Annotated in this window: 19 protein-coding genes, 1 tRNA gene and 2 pseudogenes; 11 read left to right on the plus strand and 11 right to left on the minus strand. The window is 61.3% G+C overall.

What is annotated here, in order from left to right; all coding sequences use genetic code 11:
• Positions 1-74 precede the first annotated feature (74 nt).
• The 3 genes from bchE to N2597_RS00340 are packed head-to-tail and all read left to right on the plus strand — an operon-like array spanning position 75 to position 3,500.
• On the plus strand, positions 75-1,604 hold the full coding sequence (bchE, locus tag N2597_RS00330) for a magnesium-protoporphyrin IX monomethyl ester anaerobic oxidative cyclase (RefSeq protein ID WP_183599675.1): 1,530 nt from the start codon (positions 75-77) through the stop codon (positions 1,602-1,604).
• A 55-nt stretch (positions 1,605-1,659) separates the two neighbouring features.
• On the plus strand, positions 1,660-2,733 hold the full coding sequence (locus N2597_RS00335; RefSeq protein ID WP_183599677.1) for a bifunctional transcriptional activator/DNA repair enzyme AdaA: 1,074 nt from the start codon (positions 1,660-1,662) through the stop codon (positions 2,731-2,733).
• The gene (locus tag N2597_RS00340; protein WP_183599679.1) at positions 2,730-3,500 is read left to right on the plus strand and encodes an isocitrate lyase/PEP mutase family protein; all 771 of its coding nucleotides are present in this window, start codon (positions 2,730-2,732) and stop codon (positions 3,498-3,500) included. Before N2597_RS00335 ends, N2597_RS00340 begins: the two co-directional genes overlap by 4 nt.
• Before the next feature lie 55 nt (positions 3,501-3,555).
• Here N2597_RS00340 and N2597_RS00345 read toward each other — a convergent pair whose 3' ends face one another.
• The gene (locus tag N2597_RS00345; protein ID WP_077991169.1) at positions 3,556-4,704 is read right to left on the minus strand and encodes an alpha-hydroxy acid oxidase; all 1,149 of its coding nucleotides are present in this window, start codon (positions 4,702-4,704) and stop codon (positions 3,556-3,558) included.
• Positions 4,705-4,994: 290 nt separating this feature from the next.
• The gene (gene argB / locus N2597_RS00350) at positions 4,995-5,882 is read right to left on the minus strand and encodes an acetylglutamate kinase (RefSeq protein ID WP_012482454.1); all 888 of its coding nucleotides are present in this window, start codon (positions 5,880-5,882) and stop codon (positions 4,995-4,997) included.
• 146 nt (positions 5,883-6,028) lie between these two features.
• On the opposite strand from argB, the pseudogene N2597_RS00355 reads away from it, so the two are divergent.
• The 4 genes and pseudogenes from N2597_RS00355 to N2597_RS00370 all read left to right on the plus strand — a co-directional run.
• Positions 6,029-6,226 (plus strand): annotated as a pseudogene (locus tag N2597_RS00355) (sigma factor); the annotation flags it as partial.
• 334 nt (positions 6,227-6,560) lie between these two features.
• Positions 6,561-6,920: pseudogene (locus tag N2597_RS00360) on the plus strand (sigma-70 family RNA polymerase sigma factor); the annotation flags it as partial.
• On the plus strand, positions 6,917-7,636 hold the full coding sequence (locus tag N2597_RS00365; RefSeq protein ID WP_183599681.1) for an anti-sigma factor: 720 nt from the start codon (positions 6,917-6,919) through the stop codon (positions 7,634-7,636). The pseudogene N2597_RS00360 and the gene N2597_RS00365, both read left to right, overlap by 4 nt.
• A 126-nt stretch (positions 7,637-7,762) precedes the next feature.
• On the plus strand, positions 7,763-8,317 hold the full coding sequence (locus tag N2597_RS00370) for a fasciclin domain-containing protein (RefSeq protein ID WP_183599683.1): 555 nt from the start codon (positions 7,763-7,765) through the stop codon (positions 8,315-8,317).
• A 106-nt stretch (positions 8,318-8,423) separates the two neighbouring features.
• On the opposite strand, the gene N2597_RS00375 is transcribed toward N2597_RS00370, so the two are convergent.
• The 8 genes from N2597_RS00375 to rpmH all read right to left on the minus strand — a co-directional run bounded on the left by N2597_RS00375 (position 8,424) and on the right by rpmH (position 14,149).
• Positions 8,424-9,500 (minus strand): sensor histidine kinase, encoded by a 1,077-nt coding sequence (locus N2597_RS00375; protein WP_096770719.1) that lies wholly within the window; start codon positions 9,498-9,500, stop codon positions 8,424-8,426.
• A gap of 226 nt (positions 9,501-9,726) precedes the next feature.
• Positions 9,727-10,002 (minus strand): hypothetical protein, encoded by a 276-nt coding sequence (locus N2597_RS00380; protein ID WP_020920256.1) that lies wholly within the window; start codon positions 10,000-10,002, stop codon positions 9,727-9,729.
• A gap of 194 nt (positions 10,003-10,196) precedes the next feature.
• Positions 10,197-10,421: a hypothetical protein gene (locus N2597_RS00385; RefSeq protein ID WP_183599711.1), complete on the minus strand. Its 225-nt coding sequence runs from the start codon at positions 10,419-10,421 to the stop codon at positions 10,197-10,199.
• Between the two features lie 130 nt (positions 10,422-10,551).
• Positions 10,552-10,761 carry a cold-shock protein gene (locus tag N2597_RS00390; RefSeq protein ID WP_168295251.1) on the minus strand — a complete coding sequence of 70 codons (210 nt, stop codon included), beginning with the start codon at positions 10,759-10,761 and terminating at the stop codon, positions 10,552-10,554.
• A gap of 246 nt (positions 10,762-11,007) precedes the next feature.
• The gene (yihA, locus tag N2597_RS00395) at positions 11,008-11,661 is read right to left on the minus strand and encodes a ribosome biogenesis GTP-binding protein YihA/YsxC (protein ID WP_183599693.1); all 654 of its coding nucleotides are present in this window, start codon (positions 11,659-11,661) and stop codon (positions 11,008-11,010) included.
• Positions 11,662-11,801: 140 nt separating this feature from the next.
• Entirely contained in the window at positions 11,802-13,592 is a 1,791-nt protein-coding gene (gene yidC / locus N2597_RS00400; RefSeq protein ID WP_183599696.1) for a membrane protein insertase YidC, read from the minus strand.
• Positions 13,592-13,993 carry a ribonuclease P protein component gene (gene rnpA, locus N2597_RS00405; protein ID WP_039617616.1) on the minus strand — a complete coding sequence of 134 codons (402 nt, stop codon included), beginning with the start codon at positions 13,991-13,993 and terminating at the stop codon, positions 13,592-13,594. Before rnpA ends, yidC begins: the two co-directional genes overlap by 1 nt.
• Positions 13,994-14,014: 21 nt before the next feature.
• A complete protein-coding gene (rpmH, locus tag N2597_RS00410) occupies positions 14,015-14,149 on the minus strand; it encodes a 50S ribosomal protein L34 (RefSeq protein ID WP_008524438.1) in 135 nt (44 codons plus the stop codon).
• A 420-nt stretch (positions 14,150-14,569) separates the two neighbouring features.
• Between rpmH and N2597_RS00415 the strand changes: the two genes are divergently transcribed.
• The 3 genes from N2597_RS00415 to N2597_RS00425 all read left to right on the plus strand — a co-directional run bounded on the left by N2597_RS00415 (position 14,570) and on the right by N2597_RS00425 (position 18,709).
• Positions 14,570-16,570, plus strand: a complete 2,001-nt coding sequence (locus tag N2597_RS00415; protein WP_183599698.1) for a methyl-accepting chemotaxis protein — start codon at positions 14,570-14,572, stop codon at positions 16,568-16,570.
• A gap of 419 nt (positions 16,571-16,989) precedes the next feature.
• A complete protein-coding gene (locus N2597_RS00420) occupies positions 16,990-18,510 on the plus strand; it encodes an ATP-binding protein (RefSeq protein ID WP_183599700.1) in 1,521 nt (506 codons plus the stop codon).
• 122 nt (positions 18,511-18,632) lie between these two features.
• A tRNA-Arg gene (locus N2597_RS00425) sits at positions 18,633-18,709 on the plus strand.
• 128 nt (positions 18,710-18,837) lie between these two features.
• On the opposite strand, the gene N2597_RS00430 is transcribed toward N2597_RS00425, so the two are convergent.
• Complete coding sequence (locus N2597_RS00430; RefSeq protein WP_183599702.1) at positions 18,838-19,740, minus strand: LysR family transcriptional regulator; 903 nt, start codon at positions 19,738-19,740, stop codon at positions 18,838-18,840.
• Positions 19,741-19,908: 168 nt separating this feature from the next.
• Between N2597_RS00430 and N2597_RS00435 the strand changes: the two genes are divergently transcribed.
• Positions 19,909-21,237, plus strand: a complete 1,329-nt coding sequence (locus N2597_RS00435; protein ID WP_183599704.1) for an alkyl/aryl-sulfatase — start codon at positions 19,909-19,911, stop codon at positions 21,235-21,237.
• Positions 21,238-21,403: the final 166 nt, after the last annotated feature.

Genomic DNA, 21,403 nt, shown 5'->3' on the forward strand with positions numbered 1-21,403 from the left:
TGGCTGAATATCGCCATTGATCGCTGGTGACTTTCTGCCTGCGTCAGACAGGGGACCCGCAAGGGTAAAGTCGCATGAAGATCGTTCTGATCAATCCGCCGCATACCGCGATCGGCAGCCGTGTTCCCGATGATCACCTTCCACCGCTCGGCCTTCTCTCGGTCGCAGGTCCCCTGATCGATGACGGTCATGATGTCGGCCTCATCGATGCGGAATTCGGACCGCTGACCATTGCGGAAATCACCGACCGGATCACGGCGAACGGCCCTGATCTCGTGCTGATCGGCCATTCCGGCTCGACTTCGGCCCATCCTACTGCCCGCGCAATCGCGGAAGCGGTCAAGCGCTGCGATCCCGCCATCCGCATTGTCTATGGCGGCGTGTTTCCCACCTACCATTGGCGAGAGGTGCTGGCCGAGACCGAGGCATTCGACATTGTCGTGCGAGGGGAGGGCGAGGAAACGATGCGGCGCCTCGCCGATGCCCTGGCCGCCAACCGTCCGCTTAATTCCATTGCCGGCGTCGCCTATCGCGACGGCCACGGCGAAGTCCAGGCAACCCAACCGGCGCAGGCGATCGCCGATCTCGATGCCTATCGCATCGGCTGGGAACTGATCGATCATGCCCGCTACAGCTATTGGGGTGGCAAGCGGGCGGTCGTTATGCAGTTCTCGCGCGGCTGCCCGCATCTTTGCAACTATTGCGGCCAGCGCGGCTTCTGGACCCGCTGGCGTCACCGCTCGCCTGAACTGTTTGCCCGCGAGATCGCCAGGCTTTATCGCGAACAGGGTGTCGAACTCATCAACCTCGCCGACGAGAACCCGACCTCGTCGCGCAAGGCCTGGCTGGCTTTCCTCGAAGCGATGATCGCCGAGAATGTGCCGGTGCAGATCGTCGGCTCGACGCGGGCGGATGACATCGTCCGCGACGCCGATATTCTGCACCTCTATCGCAAGGCCGGTGTCGTGCGCTGGCTGCTCGGCATGGAAAATACCGACGAGGCAACCCTGGCGCTGATCAAGAAGGGCGGAGCCAAGGCGACCGACAGGGAGGCAATCCGCCTTCTGCGTCGGCACGACATCCTCTCGATGGCGACCTGGGTCGTCGGTTTCGAAGAAGAGAAGCTCAGCGATCTCTGGCGCGGCTTCCGGCAATTGCTCTCCTACGATCCCGACCAGATCCAGGCGCTCTATGTCACCCCGCATCGCTGGACCCCTTTCTTCCGTATCGCCCGCGACCGGCAGGTGATCGAGGCCGATATCCGCAAATGGGATTACAAACATCAGGTCTTGAAGATGCGGTACCTCCACCCCTTCGTGCTGATCGCCTGCGTCAAGCTCATCGAGGTTGCGGTCCAGGCGCGGCCAAAGGCGCTGATGCGCATCCTCTTTCATCGCGACCGCGAGCAGCGCCATTCCATGCGCTGGTACACGCAGATGGGGCGCCGCGTCTGGTTTCATGAGGTTCTCGAATTTCTTTTCCGCCGCCGCCACCTAAAGAATGGCCCAACGCTCGAGAATTTCTGGGGCGCGCCGCAGGATGCCGAGGAGGAGTCGATGCTGCGCCCGCAGCGGCATATCAAAAGCCTCGACGCGGCGGAATAAAATAGACGCCTGATTTTCGGCGGACGCGACAGGCGCGGGATGCTAGAAAGCGGATATGCTTTTCGAACGCCCCGATGACGATATCCTCTATGACGCCCTGATCGCGCGTAGCGCCGATTACGAGGGTCAGGCCTATGTCTGCGTGAAGACGACAGGCGTCTTCTGCCGTCTGACCTGCCCGGCGCGCAAGCCGAAGCGGGAAAACACCCTGTTCTTCGAGACGATCGCCGCCTGCATGCATTCCGGCTTTCGTCCCTGCCGGCGCTGCAGGCCGCTGGAGCAGCCGGGGCGGGAGCCGATCGTCGATGCCATGCTGGCCCGGCTCGAGGCCGAGCCGGAGGTTCGCTGGAGCGAAGACGAACTCGTGCGCCGCGGCCATGATCCCTCAACCGTGCGCCGCGCCTTCAAGCGAGCACTCGGCATGACCTTCCACGATATCGTCCGTTACATCAGGCTCGGCGAGGCGGCCCGGCAGCTCGCCGCCGGCGCGCGTGTCATCGATGCGCAGATCGACGCCGGATATGAATCGCCAAGCGGCTTTCGCTCGGCTTTCCAGCGGCTCGTCGGCAAGGCGCCGGCACTGTCGCAGAACCGCGAACTGCTCTTTGCCGATTGGTTCGACACCCCGCTCGGGCCGATGATCGCGGTTGCCGACAAGACACATCTGCATCTTCTCGAATTTCACGATCGCAAGGCGCTGCCGGCCGAGCTCGAAGCGCTGCAGAAACGCGTCCGCTCCTCGGTCGCGATCGGCCGCACCCCTGTCATCGATCAGATCGGAGCGGAGATCCGGGATTATTTCGAGGGGCGGCTCAGCCTCTTCAGGACGCCGTTGGCGCTCGGCGGCACGCCCTTCGAAAAACATGTCTGGGCAAAGCTGATGGAAATCCCTGTCGGCAAAACGCGCACCTATGGCGATCTTGCAAGGGAGATGGAAAGGCCGGAGGTGGTGCGCGCCGTCGGCCGCGCCAATGGTGCCAACCAGCTGGCCATCATCGTGCCCTGCCATCGTGTCCTCGGCGCAGACGGGTCGCTGACAGGCTACGGCGGCGGGCTTTGGCGCAAGCAATGGCTGCTGCGCCATGAAGAAAAGATCAGCACGCAAGCAAAGACGGAGGAGACAGCATGAACCAGACTGAAAAGGCCAAGGCATTCCACGCGCTTCACCAGAAGGGCAATCCGATCGTGCTCTACAATATCTGGGATGCCGGCACGGCGAAGGCTGTGGCGGAGGCCGGCGCCAAGGCGCTCGCGACCGGAAGCTGGTCGGTCGCCGCGGCCCACGGTTTTGCCGACGGCGAGAAGCTGCCGATGTCGGCGCTTGTCGAGACGACAAAATCCATCGCGGATTTCGTCGACCTGCCGCTTTCGGTCGATTTCGAAGGCGCCAATTCGGCGGAGCCCGAGGGGGCGGCGGCCAACGTCGCCAGGCTGGTCGAGGCCGGCGCCGTCGGCATTAATTTCGAAGACCGGGTGGTTGCCGGCGAGGGGCTCTACCCCGTCGAGAGCCAGGCGGCCCGCATCCGCGCCATTCGCGCCATGGCCGACGGCAAGGACATCCCCTTCTTCATCAACGCCCGTACCGACCTCTTCCTGGCCGAGAGCGATCTTGCAAAACATGCCGGTCTGGTGGACGAGGCGATCGAGCGCGGCAGGGCCTATGCGGCCGCCGGCGGCAACGGCTTCTTCGTGCCCGGGCTGATCGATCCCGGTCTGATCGAAAAGATCTGCGCGGCATCGTCGCTGCCGGTCAATGTCATGATGCGGGCGGGCGCCCCCGATGTGAAAACCCTGGCACGGCTCGGCGTCGGCCGCATCAGCTATGGGCCGGGGCCTTACCGGTCGATGATGGATAAGCTGAAACAGGAAGCGGCGGCGATTTACAGCCTGCTCTGAGATCTTTGCGGGCCGCATCCGCATGAAAGGCTGCGGCCCGAAAACGACATCCCGCTCAGGACCGGAAGCGCAGATTGCTCCGCGTCAACTGGTCGACGGAGGTGCAGCCCATCAGCTTCATGCCGCGTTCGATCTCGGTGCGCATCGTCTCCAGCGCCCGTTCGACGCCGGGCCGTCCGGCCGCCGCAAGCGGGAAGAGATAGTAGCGGCCGAGGCCGACGGCCTTTGCCCCCAGCGACAGGGCCTTGAGAACATGCGTGCCTCGCTGCACGCCGCCATCCATCATCACGTCGATCCGGTCGCCGACGGCATCGACGATCTCTGCGAGCTGATCGAAGGCACTGCGCGAGCCGTCGAGCTGGCGCCCGCCATGATTGGACAGCACGATGCCGGTACAGCCGATTTCGACGGCGCGTTTGGCGTCTTCGACCGACATAATGCCCTTCAGGCAGAAATGCCCGCCCCAGGCCCGCACCATCTCGGCCACGTCGTCCCACGACATGGAGGGGTCGAGCATTTCGGTGAAATAGCGGCTGATCGACAGCGCCCCGCCATCCATCTTGACGTGGTTTTCGAGCTGCGGCAGCCGGAAGCGTTCATGCGTCAGCCAGTCGATCGCCCAGGAGGGTTTGATCGCAAACTGCGTCATGCCGGCGAGATTGAGCTTGAAGGGGATGGCAAAACCCGTGCGCTTGTCGCGCTCGCGGTTGCCGCCGGTAATACTGTCGACCGTCAGCATCATTGCCTGCACGCCGGCATTTTTCGCCCGCGCCATCATCTCGTGGTTGAGACCGCGGTCCTTGTGGAAGTAGAACTGATAGACCTGCGGTCCGGCGCTGATCTGCCGGGCTTCCTCCAGGCTGATCGTGCCGAGCGAGGAGACGCCGAACATCGTGCCGTGTTTGGCCGCCGCCGCCGCGACCGCCCGCTCCCCCTGATGGTGAAACAGCCGCTGCAGCGCCGTCGGCGAGCAATAGACCGGCATCGCCAGCTTCTGCCCCATGACGGTCACCGACATGTCGATGTCGGCCACCCCGCGCAAAACGTTGGGCACCAGATCGCAAGCATCGAAGGCCGCCGTGTTGCGCCGATAGGTCACCTCATCATCGGCCGCACCGTCGATATAATCGAAGATCGGCCCGGGAAGCCGCCGTTTGGCCATGCGCCGGAAATCATGAAAATTATAGCAGTCTGTAAGGCGCATCTTTTTGCTCAACCCAGTTAGTTTTCGGCGGCAACCTAAAGCACGATTCGAAAAGCTTGCCAAGGCTAGATCGTGCAATTTGCGACTTGTCGGATGCGATATCGCGGCTTGGAGGGTTCAGCGCGGCATTCTCCAACGCACCTCTCGCGTAGCCCGCAGGGCGAAGCCTCGAAGGACACGCCGCAGCGCCGCTCCTTGCATGCATCAAACGCCAGCGCACCCGCCCCGCCCTTCGAGGTCCCTTCGGGACACCTCAGGGTGAGGCTCTCTTGAATGCCGGCGCTATTCGGTCAGGGAACGATCAGTGTACCGATGCCGTGCTCGGTGAAGATCTCGAGCAGGACGGAGTGGGCGGTCTTGCCGTTCAGGATGACGACGCCCTGGACGCCGGCCTTGATCGCGTCGATGCAGGTCTCGACCTTCGGGATCATGCCGCCGGAGATCGTGCCGTCGGCGATCAGCGCATGCGCTTCGGCGACGGAAAGCTCCTTGATCAGCTGGCCGTTCTTGTCGAGCACGCCGGGCACGTCGGTCAGGAACAGCAGGCGGGTGGCGTTCAGCGCCCCGGCAATGGCGCCGGCGAAAGTGTCGGCGTTGATATTATAGGTCGCGCCGTCGCGGCCGGGGGCGACCGGGGCGATGACCGGGATCATTTCCGAGCGGGCCAGCAGATCGAGCAGCGTGCGGTCGACCTCGACCACCTCGCCGACAAAACCGAGGTCGAGCACGCGCTCGATGTTGGAATCCGGGTCCTTGATGGTCTTGCGCGCCTTTTCGGCGAAGACCATGTTGCCGTCCTTGCCGCACAGGCCGATTGCCCATTCGCCGGTCTGGTTGATCAGCGCGACGATCTCCTTGTTGATCGAGCCGGCGAGCACCATCTCGACGATCTCGACCGTCTTCTGGTCGGTGACGCGCAGCCCGCCTTCGAATTTCGATTCGATGCCCATCTTGTTCAGCATGGCGCCGATCTGCGGGCCGCCGCCGTGAACGACGATCGGGTTGACGCCGGACTGCTTCAGAAGCGCGATATCACTGGCAAAGGCCTTGCCGAGTTCGGGGTTGCCCATGGCGTGACCGCCGTATTTCACCACGATCGTCTTGTTTTCATAACGCTGCATGAAGGGCAGCGCCTGGGCGAGAAGACGTGCCTGGATTTCGCTTTCGGACTCGTTCATGGGAACCCCGCAGGAATTGATCCGCGGCCTTTTATCGCAAGTTTCCGGCAGAGGGAATAATCCAGAACGCAATAGTTTTTCGTATGTGGCACGGAGATCAAGGGTTCGCCTCGGCCGTACGGCAAAAGCACGATATGAGGAACGGCATGCAAGGCGATGAGATCAAGGACCTGATCGGCCGCGTCGCGCTCGGCGACCGCACGGCATTCGCTGCCCTCTACAACCAGACCGCACCGAAACTTTTGGCAATCTGCCTGCGTATCTTGAAGGACCGCGGGCAAGCCGAGGAAGCGCTGCAGGACGTCTATATCAGCATCTGGCAGCGCGCCCGCAGCTTTAGAGCCTTTCCTGATTAGATTGAAGCATTCTGCCGGAGCAGGTTTTCGTCAGGGCAGAGGCGATTGGCGACGGGCATACCCCAAGGTACGTCCGAGCCGATCGCCTCTGATCCTGGCTAGAGATGCCCGGCCCACCGGCCGCACCGCTTCGCCGGCGAAGCGATAAGTGCGTCCGGCGATTCCCAAGTCTTGCAGATTTGCCAGGCAAATCTGCGGGAGGGTTGGCTGAAACGGGCCGGCTGATCGACCGGCCGCCTTGGCCGTAGCGCTGGGCTACGACGCGCGCCGGCCGGTCGACCATCCGACTCCGTTTGAGCCAACAGAATGCTTCAATCTAACCAGGAAAGGCTCTAAGGCCGCCTCGGGCTCATCCTCGGCGTGGCTTTCGGCAATTGCCCGTAACCGGTCGATCGATCTGCTGCGCGCCCGCAAGCCCGTCGCCGACGAACTCGACAGCGCTTACGATCTTGCCGATTCCGCGCCCGACCCGGAAAGGCAGACAGTGACGAAGGATGAAGGAAGGCGGATTGACACCTGCATGGAAGAGTTGGAAGCTGATCGTGCGGTCGCCGTGAAACGGGCTTATGTCGAAGGGCTGAGCTATCAGGAACTGGCCGATCAGTTTGGCGTTCCGCTGAACACGATGCGGACCTGGCTCAGGCGCAGCCTCTTGAAACTGAGAGAGTGCATGGAACGATGACATCGCCCGATAAAAGCAAGGGAGACCGCTCCCGAGACGAAGTTCTCGCCGGCGAGTATGTGTTGGGCGTCCTGTCACTGCAGGACCGCCGGGTGGTGGAAGAGCGCATGCGCCACGATCGCCCATTTGCTGCGATCGTCAGCCGTTGGGAAGCCAATCTCTCCGCCTTCAACGACGAATATGACGGCGTTGCGCCGAGCCGGGAAACCTTCAAGCAGATTGAGTCCCGGCTGTTCGGCGATGCCGGCAAACCCGCCTCCTTCTCGCAAGGACTGTGGAACTCGGCGGTCTTCTGGCGCTCGCTGGCCTTCGCCTGCATCGTCGTCGCCGTCAGCGCCGTCATCTTCGCCTCCGGCGTTGTGCCGCAGCCCGAGGGGCCGGCACCGTTGGTAGCCGAGCTTTCCGGTGAAAACAACGCGATCAATCTCCGCGCCTCCTACGAGCTGCAAAGCGGCCGGCTGAAGATCGTGCCGGTCGCTGCCGGCAAGCCGGAGGAGAAATCGCTGGAACTCTGGCTCGTGCCGGGCGGCGGCTTGGCAAAATCGCTCGGCGTCTTTCAGCCGGGCGAAAGCGGTGAGCTCGTCATTCCCGCCGAACTGCGCAACCATGTCACGGATGGCGCAAGCCTTGCCGTCAGCCTCGAACCCTTCGGCGGCTCGCCGACCGGACAGGCGACCGGCCCGATCGTCGCAAGCGGCAAGGTGCACCGGCCGTAATCAGGCGCCGGCCGTGAAATCATTTTCTCCTGTCTGAAACTCTTCGGCGCGGACCTCCGTAGTTCGAAATATCCGGCGACGCTCAGGCATAAAGCCCCGCGGATGATGTCCGGTGAGGAGAAAATCATGATCAAGTCCCTGTTGCGCGGTTTCGCGCTCGCCACCGTCCTTTCTGCTGTCGCCTTTGCCGCCGCCAAGAACCCAATGGTTGGCGGCGCGGCGATGTTCGACAGCAAGAACATCATCGAAAACGCCGTGAATTCCAAGGATCACACGACACTGGTTGCTGCCGTCAAGGCAGCCGGCCTCGTCGGCACACTCGAGGGCAAAGGCCCCTTCACCCTCTTTGCGCCGACCAACGAAGCTTTCGCCGCCCTGCCGAAAGGCACCGTCGAGACGCTGCTGAAGCCGGAAAACAAGGCGACGCTGACCAAGGTCCTGACCTGCCACGTCGTGGCCGCCGATGCGATGGCCGAGACCGTCGCCAAGATGATCAAGGCTGACGGCGGCGCACACGCCATCAAGACCGTCGGCGGCTGCGTGATCAAAGCCCGGGAAAATATGGGCAAGATCACCCTGACCGACGAGAACGGCGATGTCGCGCATGTGACGATCGCCGACGTCAAACAGTCGAACGGCGTCATCCACGTCGTCGACAAGGTGCTGCTGCCGAAGATGTAAGTGTGTATCGGCGGAAGGCGCGCTCTTCGGGCGCGCCCCAACCAACTGCGAATGGTGCCCAGCGTCTAGCGTTTCCGTGAATAGGGCGCCGGCGCCACTGACACAGCTATTGGGCCGCTTCGATCCTTGGGAAAACGAGCGAGACACTCATGCCAGTGCCGGGGGAAGAGCTTACTTCGATCTCGGCGCGGGCGTTCTGTTTCAGGGATTGGATGATCATTGCGCTCAGTTTTCCGGGGTTCGGCCAGGCTGCATCCTGAGGAAGGCCGACCCCATTATCGGCGACGGTGATCCTGCATCCGGTGTCGCTGACGACACAGCGCAGAGTGATCTCTCCGCTATCCCGCCCTACGAAGGCATGCTTGAACGTATTGGTCAGCAGCTCGTTAATGACGAGTCCGGCAGGCATCGCCACGTTCACAGAAACCGGCCAGGTGTCCACCTTCATGTCGAGCCGGATGCCTTCTACAGCGTGGGCGGCCATAACCGACGCGGCGATCTGGCTCACATAGCTGCCGAGATCGATCATCGCGCCCTTCTCGTCGTCCGACAGTGCGCGATAGAGGAGAGCCAAGGCTTCAATCCGCCCCGCAAGACGTGCAAACCGCTCGCTTTCCTCATTCTTTTGAGCATTACGCGCTTCCATTCGGATCAGCGCCGTTATCATCTGCAGATTGTTCTTCACGCGATGTTGAAGTTCTCGAAGAAGGACATCCTTCTCGGCCAGCAGCTCGCTGAAGCTCTGGCCACCCGTCACCTCATTGCGGGCAGCAAAGGCGACCAGACGAAACAGCGGGATGTCATCATCGTTGACGATCGTGTTCGACCACACGTCGATCATCACATTGCTTTCGGGTTCTGCTACGAGCGAGAAGGCGCCAATATATTCCTCCGCCGTGGTCACAGCGGCTGTAAGCGTTGCCTCGCCGGAGACTGCAGTGCAATTCACCTCGATGTCCGACCAGCGCTTTCCCTCCACCTGTGTGGCGGTGAGCGCTGTCAGCCGTTCGAATTCGAGGTTGACGTAGATTAGCTTCTCACAGGTGCCGAGCTCGGAAACCGCCACCGCAAACGGAACATGATCGAGAAAGTGTCGAAACCGGTCGTCGTCGAGGGCTTCCGCAAGATGGGGCAGGTTGCCGACGCCGTCTGGCGAAAGGGCTTCGTCTTTGCTGTCAGTCATGAATGATTTCTCGCGGACGCCGCTGCTCTTCAACAGCATGAGATCAAGCGTTGCTCCAAAAACTGCGATGGCACAAGCATAATCGAGGTCGGACGTCTAAACAGCTGGCGTTCAAATGCGGCAACTGTCAGGCACTTCAATCCTCTGCAAAGCTGCCGTGAAAGCGACATGACTGGCCGGCAGGCACCGTTGGCCGCAAGGTCATGCGTCAGCGTCAGTCGCGAGCTTACGCGCGGTCATAAGTGAACGAGGTCAGCAGCGTGGTGACAAAATTGCTGGCTCTTTCTTTGACCAGAACTTCCGTCCACTCGTCCGTCCCGCGCAGCCGCAAATCCGTATAGATACTGTCCACCGCTGCCTCTTCTATGCGCTTGATATGGGACTTGAACGACGCCTCGCCGCCGCCATGATACATGTCTCGGATGACCATGCGCAAAATTTCCTGGATGGCGATTTGCCATGCTGTATTGATCGACTGAAGTTCCTTCGTATCCTCTGCCATTGCGGCGTCCTTGTATGAGTGAACTGTCAGCACGGCTCTGCCCGTCCTGTTGCGGCCTCTTGAACCCGCGAATACTTCCTCTTGAAAGTTGCGTCGGATGGAGCGATGCCGTGCGGTTCGTGCGCGAGAACCGGCGCAGCTCGGCATGTCTCCGGGCAACCGCATAGGGCTCGGCCGCGATCTTTTGCCGGTGATCAGAAGGCTTTGGCGCGTTTCGTAAGGAGAGCAGACATTGCCGAGGCGCGATCGTCACGTTGCTTCGCAAGCCGTGCTTCACGCAACCGCAGCGTCTTTGCCTGCTGCGACTGGGCGTGGGATTCCAGCTCTTCCATCGCCTTATTGTTCGCGAAAAACTGGGACTGGATGTTGCCGAAGGCGATCTCCGCCCGCTGGCGCGATTTGCTGTATGTTTCTGCCATTTCTTCTCCGATATTGAAGGGCTCGACTGCGAGCGAAAACAAAAAGGCCAGGCAGATTGCCCGGCCTTGAATGAACCGATGCTTCCGGCAGTGCCAGTACATCCGTGGTCAAAGGGAAGCAGATACCGATTTAAGCCTTCTGGAGATTGCAAGCGGACATTTTGCCCGACTTTTGGTCTCGCTCGAGATCGAAGCCGATCTTCTGGCCCTCGACGAGTTCGCGCATTCCGGCGCGCTCGACGGCGGAGATATGAACGAAGGCGTCAGCGCCGCCGTTGTCCGGCTGGATGAAGCCGAAGCCCTTGGTGGAGTTGAACCATTTAACTGTGCCAGTGGTCATGATGAACCCTTTCATAGCAATATTGAGAAACCGCAAGGCGTTAAGGCGATGCGGATGGTGGTAACGATTTTTGAAAGGAAGTTCGTTCAGGCCGCGGTGCTAATCGCGCGATAACCAAGCCAGCAAGCAAAATTCGGTAAGCACTATGTAGGCCACCCAATCCGGCTCGTCAACCTTTAGTTTTCCGTTTGACCGGTAAAATAAACTTTTAGCTGTTTTGGGGTAAGTACAATAGAGGTCGGGTCATTATTTCCAGTTTGCGATGCCGACCGTTTGCGCGATCGCCTGGCGCAGATCGTCGAGCCCGTCGCCCTTCTCGGACGAGGTGGAGAGCACGAAAGGATAGGCAGCCGGGCGCTTGCGGATTTTGTCCGCCGTTTCGGCGAGCAGCTTTGGCACGGCCGGCGCCTTGATCTTGTCGGTCTTGGTTAGCACGACCTGATAGGAGACGGCGGCCTTGTCGAGCAGAGTGAGAACGTCCTCGTCATTCTTCTTGATGCCGTGGCGGCTGTCGATCAGCACGTAGACGCGCTTCAGTGTCGCGCGGCCGCGCAGATAATCGAAGACGAGCTTCGTCCACTTGTCGACCTGCTCCTTCGGCGCCTGCGCATAACCATAGCCCGGCATGTCGACGATCGCCATCGGCGGCAGGTCGCCGCCTTCACCGGAATAGCCGTCCGGGACGAAATAGTTGAGCTCCTGCGTGCGCCCCGGCGTGTTCGAGGTGCGCGCCAGGCCCTTCTGGCCGACCAGTGCATTGATCAGCGACGATTTGCCGACATTGGAGCGGCCGGCAAAGGCCACTTCCGACGGCCCCTCCGGCGGCAGGAAGGTGAGCGACGGGACGCCGCGGATGAAGATCCAGGGGTGGCCGAAGAGCGGCTTTTCGGTTTCGGGCATGCGGGCTCGGCAATCCTAGGGTTCGGTCTTCTGTCGGCTTCGTGGTTTTGCGGGCGGATGTCAAGCTTTCTGGCGGTCCGCGCCTCGTTTCAAGGGCCGGCCGGAAATGAAAAGCCCCGCCGGAGCGGGGCTTGCGAGCATCATTTCGATGGCGCCGGTTTTCGCCGGAACATGCCCTTCAGATTGTCGAAGAGTTCGATCTTGACGCCATGGCGCTTCATGATCAGTCCCTGCTGCGCCACCGAGAGCGTGTTGTTCCAGGCCCAGTAGATGACCAGGCCGGCCGGGAAGCTTGCCAGCATGAACATGAACACCAGCGGCATCCAGTTGAAGATCATCGCCTGCGTCGGATCGGGCGGCGTCGGGTTCATGCGCATCTGCACGAACATTGTGATGCCCATGATCAGCGGCCAGACGCCGAGATGCAGCAACGCCGGCCCCTCGAAGGGCAGCAGGCCGAAGAGATTGACGATCGTCGTCGGATCGGGCGCCGAAAGGTCCTTGATCCAGCCGAAGAAGGGCGCATGCCGCATCTCGATAGTGATGTAGATCACCTTGTAGAGCGAGAAGAAGATCGGGATCTGCAGCGCCACCGGCCAGCAGCCGGCGATCGGATTGATCTTCTCTTCCTTATAAAGCTGCATCATCGCCTGCTGCAGCCCCATCCGGTCGTCGCCGAATTTCGTCTTCAGCTCCTCCATCTTCGGCTGCACGCGCTTCATGTTCGCCATCGAGGCATATTGCTTGCTGGCGAGCGGGAAGAACAACAGCTTCACGACGATGGTCGTGCACAGGATCGCCACACCGAAATTGCCGAAGAAGCGATAGAAGAAGTCCATCATCTTGAACATCGGCTTGGTGATGAAATAGAACCAGCCCCAGTCGATCAGCCGGTCGAATTTCGGGATCGAATAGCTGGCCTCGTAGCCGTCGATAACGGGAACTTCCTTGGCGCCGGCAAAGACCAGGTTCTTGAGCTCGATCGATTGGCCCGGCGCGACGGTGAAGGCATCGTCCTTGTAGTCGGCCTGGTAGCGTGGCTGGCCATCGGCAAAATGCGAGAAGCGCGCTTCATAGGCTGACGTCTGCGGCGGAACGATCGTCGCCGCCCAATATTTGTCGGTGATGCCAAGCCAGCCGCCGGTGGATTTCGCCGGCATGACGGCTTCCTTCTCGACGGCGGAGTATTTTGTTTCGACGAGGCCGTCATCGCCGATGACGCCGATGAAGCCTTCGTGCAGGACGTAGACGGAGGGCGTCGTCGGTTTGTTGTAACGCGTCACGCGGCCGTAGGAGGAGAGCGAGGCGGGCGCCTGGCCGGTATTTTCGATCTTGTCGGCCACGGTGAACATATAGCGGTCGTCGACGGAAATCGTCCGGGTGAAGGTCAGGCCCTTGTCATTTGTATAGGAGAGCGTCACCGGCGTTTTTTCAGTGAGCTTGGCGCCTTCCGGTGCCGTCCAGAGCGTCGTGGGACCGGGGACGGCGCCCGTCGCGTCGCTGCCGATATAGCCAAGCTCGGTGAAGTAGCCGTCCTTGGTGTCTGCCGGGCTGAACAGGGTGATGATCGGGCTCGAGTCGTCGACGGTCTCGTGATAGCCCTTGAGCTTCAGGTCGTCGAGCCGCGCGCCGGCAAGGTTGATCGAGCCGGAAAGGGCAGGAGTATCGATGACAACGCGCGGGTTCTTTGCCAGCGCCTGCTCGAGGGTCGCCGTCGCGGCCGCCTGGCCGGAAGGTGCCGAACCGCTTGTCTGGGCCGGGGCCTGGCCGCCTGCGGGCTGCTGCACCTGCTCTGTCTGCTGCTGCGCCTTCTGGGCTTCCTGCGCCTTGCGCTGGGCCTCGATGCGCGGATTCATATAGAGAAACTGCCAGCCGAGGACGATCAGCACCGAGAGAGCGATCGCAATGAAGTAATTGCGGTTGTTTTCCATCATACGTTCCTGGGGCGTCCGTCTCCGGAGCGCCGGTGTTTCGGCCTGGTTTCCACGCGAAGCTTCAGCTCCGCGGCCAATTCCTGGAAGGACGCGTCAAGCACGTCCCTGCGCGCGACAACCACATAGTCGTGTCCGGGCCGCATTGCAAATCCCGCATGAAGCCGCACCGCCTCTTTCAGGCGGCGGCGCATGCGGTTCCGTTCGACCGCGTTGCCATGTTTTTTGGTGACTGTGAATCCGACGCGGGCCTGGCTGTCGGGTTCCTTCCGGTCGAGGACTTCGAGAAGGAAGAGAGCTCCGCGGCGTTTTTCGCCCTCGCGCACGGCAAGAAACTGCGGGCGGCTCTTCAGCCGCCCGACAGTGTATTTCTTCTCACTGGTCGTCAATTCGCCCGCCATCTCTTACCGGGCAACCCGGCCTTAAGCCGAAAGACGCTTGCGGCCCTGCGCGCGGCGGGCAGCGATGACCTTGCGGCCACCCTTCGTGGACATGCGCGCACGGAAGCCGTGGCGACGCTTGCGAACAAGCTTGGATGGTTGGTAGGTACGCTTCATTTATTTAAACACCGCGGAGTGCGGCCCTTCTTGAATTTGCATGATGCAAGGAGCGTTGTTTTTCGAACGGGCGGCCCATGAAAGGCTTGAATGACCGGACGTGCGGCGGCTTATACGGATGAAGCCCGGCAAAGTCAATTATAGCCGATAATTTCACTTGCGCGGGCGCCGCCGACTGCGGTTTTCGCATTGTGGTGTTAATAAATCCGCGACGCTCCGAAAGGTTGTACTTCGCCCCAAAATCAACAAAAAAACCCTATGTTTCAATGATTTGAAGCCGAAGGGGATGGCTGGATCGGCAATAATTCCTGCGCATAATCGTAAATACTGGAAATCTAACTTTAATCAATTTCGCCGATATTCAGCGTATCGGCTGGGGGAACTGCTTTCCAAGCTGTGGTGTAGCTAGGAGGCATTGCATTGAAGATCCGCGGGAAAATTAATCTGCTGGTTTGCGTGATGGGCGCGGTGGCGCTTCTGATCGGCGCAACGGCATTATCCGCCATGCGTGAATACAGCCGCAATCTCACGGCTTACGAGCACGCCGCCGCCCGCGCCTATGCTGGCGAACGCCTCAACCGTTTCGTCACGGCCGTCGTCATGGAATCGCGCGGTATTTACGCGGCCAAGTCGATCAAGGATACGCCGAACTTCGCCAAGGGCTTGATGGCCGGCCTCGACGAGATCGACAAGGTCATCGCCGGCTGGGCGCCGCTGGTGCCCGAGGACGAAAAGGACAGTTTCGCCAAGCTGGTCGCACGCGCCGCCGAATTCCGCACCTTCCGCACGGAAACGGCACGGCTGGGCACCGAGGTCGGCCCCGAGGCCGCCAGCGCCCAGGGCAACAACGAGGCGAATCGCGCCAACCGCAAGGCATTCCAGGCCGAGATCGACGTGGTCGTCGCCACCGACAAGGCAGCGCTTCAGGCCGTCAGTGATGAGATCGAGAGCTTCCGCTCCTGGGTCCTGATGCTCGTCCTCGGCATCACCGGCATCGGCATCGCGGTCGGCGTTGGCATGGGCTTCTATATCGGCACCAGCCATCTCAGCCGTCCGATCAAGCGCGTCACCCATGCGATCAAGGAAGTCGCCGACGGCAATTTCGACGCCGAGGTTCCCTTTGCCGGCCGCAAGGACGAAATCGGCGAGATGGCCGCCGCCGTCGCGGTGTTCAAGGAGAACGGCCTGGCCATCAAGCGTCTGAACGCCCAGGAAGCGGCAATGCGTGCCAAGAGCGACGATCTGCAGTCGAGCATGTCCGTCGTCGTCGCCGCGGCTGCGGCCGGCGATTTCAGCCACCGCATCGACAAGGATTATCAGGACGCGAACCTCAACCGGTTCGCCGGCAACATCAACACGCTGCTGTCGAGCGTCGATGCCGGCATCGGCGAGACCCGCCGCGTCATCGCAAGCCTTGCCGAAGGCGACCTCACCCAGACGATGAACGGCAACTTCCAGGGCGCCTTCGCCGAGCTGCAGCAGAATGTCAACAACAGCTTCGTAACGCTACAGGCGACGATGCGCGAAGTGCGCCAGACGACGGAAGCGATGAACGGCAACACCGCCGAGCTGCGCAATGCCAGCGATGACCTGTCGAAGCGCACCGAGCAGCAGGCGGCCGCACTCGAACAGACATCCGCCGCGCTCGACGAAATCACCGCCGTTGTCCAGAATTCCACCGAGCGGGCGCATGAAGCCACCGTCATGGTGTCGGAAGCCAAGGAAAATGCCGGCCGCTCCGGCGTCGTCGTGCGCAATGCTGTCGAGGCAATGGGCCGCATCGAACAGGCCTCGCGCGAGATCAGCCAGATCATCAACGTCATCGACGAGATCGCCTTCCAGACCAATCTATTGGCACTGAATGCCGGAGTTGAAGCGGCCCGCGCCGGTGAGGCCGGCAAGGGGTTTGCCGTGGTCGCCCAAGAAGTGCGCGAACTTGCCCAGCGCTCGGCAACGGCCGCCAAGGACATCAAGGCGCTGATTACCAAGTCGGGCGACGAGGTGCAGGTCGGGGTGAAGCTCGTCCAGGCGACCGGCGAGGCGCTTTCCGAAATCGGCACCCGCGTCATCGCCATCAACGATCATATCCATTCGATCGCCACCGCCGCGGTCGAGCAGTCGACCGGCCTCAAGGAGGTCAACACCGCCGTCAACCAGATGGATCAGGTGACGCAGCAGAACGCGGCGATGGTGGAGGAAACCTCCGCCGCCACCCACAGGCTTTCGGCCGAAGCCAACGGGCTGGTGCACCTCATCGCCCGCTTCAAGCTGTCGGATGGGGCAGCACCCGTGGCGCTTGTCCGCAACGAGCCGCACCGGCAGCCGGTCGCCTCCCCCGCCCGCCGGGCGATCGCCAAGGTCGCCCGCGCCTTCGGCGGCGGCAGTGCCGCCCCTGCCGAACAGAGCTGGGAAGAGTTCTGATCTCCACCGGATCACGCATCGTCGAGCGCCGCCTTCGGGCGGCGTTTGTTTTTCTGCCCGGTTCGTGCCGGCAAAGACCCCGCCCCAAACCCCTCCCCACAAGGGGGAGGGGCTTAACTCGTCGCACCGGCGCTTCCCACTTCATCTTCTCATCCGCGGAAAGGCTGATATTTGCTGCGCGGGCGCCGCAAATTAGTCCCTCCCCCTTGTGGGGAGGGGTTGGGGAGGGGACTTCCTCCTCCCGGCCGGGCGTTTCTTTGTGACGACGTGACGCTGATCGCAAAGATTTGAAAGCGGAGCCTGTTGGTCTAATATAAGGCTCCAGAGCATGATGCCGAAAAGTGTAAGCGGTTTTCGGACGACATCATGCTCTAACTAGCGATAGGGCGGCCGCATGCCGCTAATCGGGCGAGACTCAAATGCCGGTTCGAAACCAGGGCAACTATCCTTCGGCAGACATCCCGGCGGCCGGCGAGGCCGCCAAGGGGCGGTGCCCGTCTGCCGGCATGTTCGGCGGATTGTCCGGCAAGCTGCTCTGGCTCACCGTCGTCTTCATCATGCTCGCCGAAATCCTGATCTTCTTTCCCTCGGTTGCCAGCATGCGCATGCGCTGGCTGCAGGACAGGCTGAACACGGCCGCCGCCGCGGCCATCGTCATCGATGGGCTGCAGCCGATCGAGCTGCCGCGTGCGCTGCAGAAGGAGACGCTCGAGGCGACCGGCACCAAGGCGATCGTGCTGCGCAAGGAAGGCACCTCACGGCTCCTGGCGACGACAGACATGCCGGCCTCGGTCGACGAATCCTATGATCTGACCGACGTGCCGCCGCTGACGTCGATCCGCGACGCGCTCGACACCCTGATCTTCGGCGGCAGCCGCATTATCCGTGTCTATGGTCCTGTCGGCGAAACCAAGGTCGGCGTCGAGGTGGTGATGAAGGACCGGCCGTTGCGCACGGCGATGTTTGCCTATTCACGCAACGTGCTGCTGCTGTCGGTGCTGATCTCGCTGTTCACGGCGACGCTGATCTTTTTTGCGATCAACCGCCTCCTTATCGGCCCGATCCGCCGGCTGACCGGCAGCATGCAGCAATTCTCCTCCGATCCCGAAAACCCCGCCCATATCTATATCGGCGACGGCGGCCGCGACGAGCTGGCGGTGGCCGGCCGCAATCTCACCTCGATGCAGATGGAGCTGCAGAAGACGCTGAAACAGCAGAAGAACCTGGCGGCCCTCGGGCTTGCCGTTTCCAAGATCAATCACGACATGCGCAATATCCTGGCTTCCGCGCAGCTCATGTCGGACCGGCTGGTTGATGTCGATGATCCGATGGTCAAGAGCTTCGCGCCGAAGCTGCTGCGCACCATCGACCGGGCGGTCGGTTATACGACCGAGGTGCTGTCCTACGGCAAGGCGAGCGAATCCGCCCCGCGCCGCCGCCACGTCCGGCTGCTGGAGCTGACCCAGGACGTCAAGGACATGCTGGCGATCGACCCGCAAAGCGGCATCGAATTCATCGAGCAGTTCGCTGCCGATCTCGAGGTCGATGCCGATGCCGAACAGCTTTTCCGGGTCATTCACAACCTCGCACGCAACGCCCTGCAGGCGCTGACCGCGCCGGGCGAGGGCGGCCCGGGCGCCGTCAGGCGCATCACCGTCTCCGCCCTGCGCGTCGGCAGCGTCGTCAGCATCACGGTGGACGATACCGGCCCCGGCATGCCGCTGAAGGCGCGCCAGAACCTCTTTGCCGCCTTCCGTGGCTCGGCCCGTTCCGGCGGCACCGGCCTCGGTCTCACCATTGCCCGCGAGCTGGTGCTCGCCCATGGCGGCACCATCGCGCTTGTGGAAAAACCGACGGTCGGCACCCAGTTCCGCATCGAAATCCCCGATCGCCCGGTTTCGCTGGACGATTACCGCAACCGGACGCACAGCGAGAAGTGAGGGAATTTCGCTGCCGCGGCTGCAAACAGGCAAACGCGCGATTTTTTCAGAAATGCTCTTGCATTGTCCGAAAGGACCCTTTAGAGGATCGCCCACGCAAGCGGCACCGCCGCTTCCGCCACGCACCCGTAGCTCAGCTGGATAGAGCACCAGACTACGAATCTGGGGGTCAGGAGTTCGAATCTCTTCGGGTGCGCCATTTCCATTCATTGTCGCTTGCCACGCTAATTTGCCTTTTTGGCCACTATGTTGCCTTTCCGGCTAAGCGTCGGGGCTCCATCGGGGTTCAAGCCCTTCTCCGGGATCGCGGTGCAACCGCTATTGGAACTACTCCTCGTCCGACGGAACCCTGCAACTGTCCTCGATGATCGAGAGATGCGCCGAGCAGAAGTCGAGATAAGCCCGAACAATCGTGGATGGATGCCGTTGGCGCCTGTAGACGAGGTGCAAAGCAGTGTCCGGGAAAGGATGCTTGGGCAGCAATTCTAGGAGCTCGCCCTTTTCTAGAGGTTCCGCGGCGAGGAACGAGGGCAATTCCGTCGCAATGTCCCCCGCAACGGCCCTTGCCCTCAAGTGAAGATAGTCGTTCACCGTGAAAGTGGCTGAGACTTGGTTCGCATGACCGCCAAGCATCCAGACGGGGCGGGCGTCGAGGGCGGACCCCCATGCGGCGCAGGGATATCGGCTGAGATCGGCCGGCTGGTTCAATCTGCCATGCCGTTCGACCAGCCTGGGACTGGCGACAAGGACATGCCGGAACGTGAGCATATGTCGGGCGACAACCGTATCGTCGGCGATCGCGCCAACCCGTAGCGCGACATCGACCCCGTCCGACAAGAGATCAACACGTCTTTCCGTCGAATAGACGCTGATCTGAATGTCCGGATGGGCGCGTTGGAACAGGCCTAGCAGCTCCCACCAGGGCTCGAAGGATTGCGGTAGCGACAGGCGAAGGCGTCCGACCAGTCGCGCCTGCGCACTCACGATCAAGCGCTCGGCCTCCTGCAGCGCCTCTATCCCGCCGCTGGCGTGCTCGAACAATCGCGATCCGGCTTCCGTCACTCGACAGCCACGGGCGGTGCGCTCCAGAAGCTGCACCTTCAGGTGACTCTCGAGTTCCGCGATTTTGCGACTCAACGTTGGAAGCGGAACTCCCATTCGCGCGGCGGCAGCAGAAAGACTGCCCGTCTGCGTGACCGCGATGAACATGCTGACAGCGTTGTAATCCATAAGGTGCCTATTGCTGATGAGAGGCTGCTTGTCAAATCGCGGGCTACTGTTTTGTAAATGAGCATCTTACTTTTCGCCCTCACCTAGAGCGGCCGAATGCTCGCCGCTGGCCATTTTGGAGATAGGGGTAAGATGTCAGGCTCATTGAAACGCAAAGTAGGAGTCGTCATGGCTATCGCAACAACACTCGGGATGACGGCTCCGGCTTTCGCTGCCGACGATTTCTCAGGTCGAGACAGACTGAGGGCGCACTCGCAGGAATTTCGCAAACGCGTCGAGAAAGTTTCCGAGGGCGTCTACGCCGCGATCGGCTACTCCGCCAGCAATGTCACCTTGATTCAGGCCGAAGGTGGCTCGATCATTGTCGATACTTCGGCCAATCCGGTCGATGCCAAGGCGATCGTTGAAGCCTTCGGTGATCGGATGACCCACCCTGTGCATGCGATCATCTATACCCACAATCATCCCGACCACACAGGGGGTGCAACAGTATTCGCAGGCGGTGACAAGCCTCGAATCTATAGCCACAAGCTTCTGGTCACGGCCAAGCCGGACATAGGTCGAGGACGTCGTGACGGTGGCGATGCGTTTGGTATCGCTCTGCCTGACGATCAGTTCGTCAACGCCGGCACGCAGTTGGAATACGGCAGGGTGACGCCTCATACCCGCGAGGGGTTTTTGCCGCCCACCCAGACCTTCGACGGCGAGGAAGAAAGCCTGACGATCGCGGGCGTGCCGATGCAACTGATCCTCACGCCTGGCGAGGCCGACGAGAACGTCTCTGTCTGGCTGCCGGATCGTAAGGTCTTGATCGCGGGCGACGTGTTTTTGAAGACCTTTCCCAACATAGCGCCGCTGAGAGGTCTTCCGACGCGTCCCGTGGAAAAATGGATCGCCAGCCTGGACAAGCTGATTGCGCTCAACGCTGACTTCATCGTGCCTGGCCATATGGGCACGATCAGCGGCGCAGACGAAGCGAAGGACGCGCTCACGTCCTACCGGGACGGTATCAAGTTCGTCTACGACAAGACGATGGAAGGAATTAGCAAGGGCAAGACCCCCGACGAGTTGGTTCAGGAGATAAACCTGCCCGCCGAGTTGCGGCAACATCCATACCTGCAGGAATATTACGGTACTGTCGCCTGGGCGGTGCGCGGAATCTATTCGCAGAACGCCGGCTGGTTTGACGGCAACCCGACACATATCTTCCCGCTGACCGACAAGGAACGGGCAGAAAAGCTGGTGGCGATGGCTGGCGGGCCAGCGAAGATGATTGAGCATGCTGAGGCGTCGCTTTCGGACGGTGAATTCCAGTGGGCGGCGGAACAGGCTGATTATGTTCTTGCCCTTGAGCCACAGAACGTCGCTGCAATGACGATCAAGATCCGGGCGCTCCGGGAGCTCGGCGAACGTCAGATGAATGCGACCGCCCGCAACTACTACCTGACGGTGGCGCAGAGCTTGGAGAACGACGCTCAAGACAACCGATCCAAGTAGACTCCGTTCAAGAGCTGCGCTGGTTGGATCACAGCTGGGGGCATACGTGTGTCCCCTAATCGCTTTCAATTGGCCGGACGACTGCACTCGATCTTGAGCGCGATAGAGGGAAATGTCTTGGCAATAAGGGCAACTTGCTGCAGGCGGCAAAGCTGCGTCGCGATTC

It is taken from the genome of Rhizobium sophoriradicis, from assembly GCF_025200795.1.
Classification (GTDB): Bacteria; Pseudomonadota; Alphaproteobacteria; order Rhizobiales; family Rhizobiaceae; genus Rhizobium; species Rhizobium sophoriradicis.

Excerpts from the sequence above, each read along its gene's own strand:
- bchE (WP_183599675.1), top strand. The coding sequence starts at position 75 with ATGAAGATCGTTCTGATCAATCCGCCGCATACCGCGATCGGCAGCCGT.
- N2597_RS00335 (WP_183599677.1), top strand. The coding sequence starts at position 1,660 with ATGCTTTTCGAACGCCCCGATGACGATATCCTCTATGACGCCCTGATC.
- N2597_RS00340 (WP_183599679.1), top strand. The coding sequence starts at position 2,730 with ATGAACCAGACTGAAAAGGCCAAGGCATTCCACGCGCTTCACCAGAAG.
- N2597_RS00345 (WP_077991169.1), bottom strand. The coding sequence starts at position 4,704 with ATGCGCCTTACAGACTGCTATAATTTTCATGATTTCCGGCGCATGGCC.
- argB (WP_012482454.1), bottom strand. The coding sequence starts at position 5,882 with ATGAACGAGTCCGAAAGCGAAATCCAGGCACGTCTTCTCGCCCAGGCG.
- N2597_RS00365 (WP_183599681.1), top strand. The coding sequence starts at position 6,917 with ATGACATCGCCCGATAAAAGCAAGGGAGACCGCTCCCGAGACGAAGTT.
- N2597_RS00370 (WP_183599683.1), top strand. The coding sequence starts at position 7,763 with ATGATCAAGTCCCTGTTGCGCGGTTTCGCGCTCGCCACCGTCCTTTCT.
- N2597_RS00375 (WP_096770719.1), bottom strand. The coding sequence starts at position 9,500 with ATGACTGACAGCAAAGACGAAGCCCTTTCGCCAGACGGCGTCGGCAAC.
- N2597_RS00380 (WP_020920256.1), bottom strand. The coding sequence starts at position 10,002 with ATGGCAGAGGATACGAAGGAACTTCAGTCGATCAATACAGCATGGCAA.
- N2597_RS00385 (WP_183599711.1), bottom strand. The coding sequence starts at position 10,421 with ATGGCAGAAACATACAGCAAATCGCGCCAGCGGGCGGAGATCGCCTTC.
- N2597_RS00390 (WP_168295251.1), bottom strand. The coding sequence starts at position 10,761 with ATGACCACTGGCACAGTTAAATGGTTCAACTCCACCAAGGGCTTCGGC.
- yihA (WP_183599693.1), bottom strand. The coding sequence starts at position 11,661 with ATGCCCGAAACCGAAAAGCCGCTCTTCGGCCACCCCTGGATCTTCATC.
- yidC (WP_183599696.1), bottom strand. The coding sequence starts at position 13,592 with ATGGAAAACAACCGCAATTACTTCATTGCGATCGCTCTCTCGGTGCTG.
- rnpA (WP_039617616.1), bottom strand. The coding sequence starts at position 13,993 with ATGGCGGGCGAATTGACGACCAGTGAGAAGAAATACACTGTCGGGCGG.
- rpmH (WP_008524438.1), bottom strand. The coding sequence starts at position 14,149 with ATGAAGCGTACCTACCAACCATCCAAGCTTGTTCGCAAGCGTCGCCAC.
- N2597_RS00420 (WP_183599700.1), top strand. The coding sequence starts at position 16,990 with ATGCCGGTTCGAAACCAGGGCAACTATCCTTCGGCAGACATCCCGGCG.
- N2597_RS00430 (WP_183599702.1), bottom strand. The coding sequence starts at position 19,740 with ATGGATTACAACGCTGTCAGCATGTTCATCGCGGTCACGCAGACGGGC.
- N2597_RS00435 (WP_183599704.1), top strand. The coding sequence starts at position 19,909 with ATGGCTATCGCAACAACACTCGGGATGACGGCTCCGGCTTTCGCTGCC.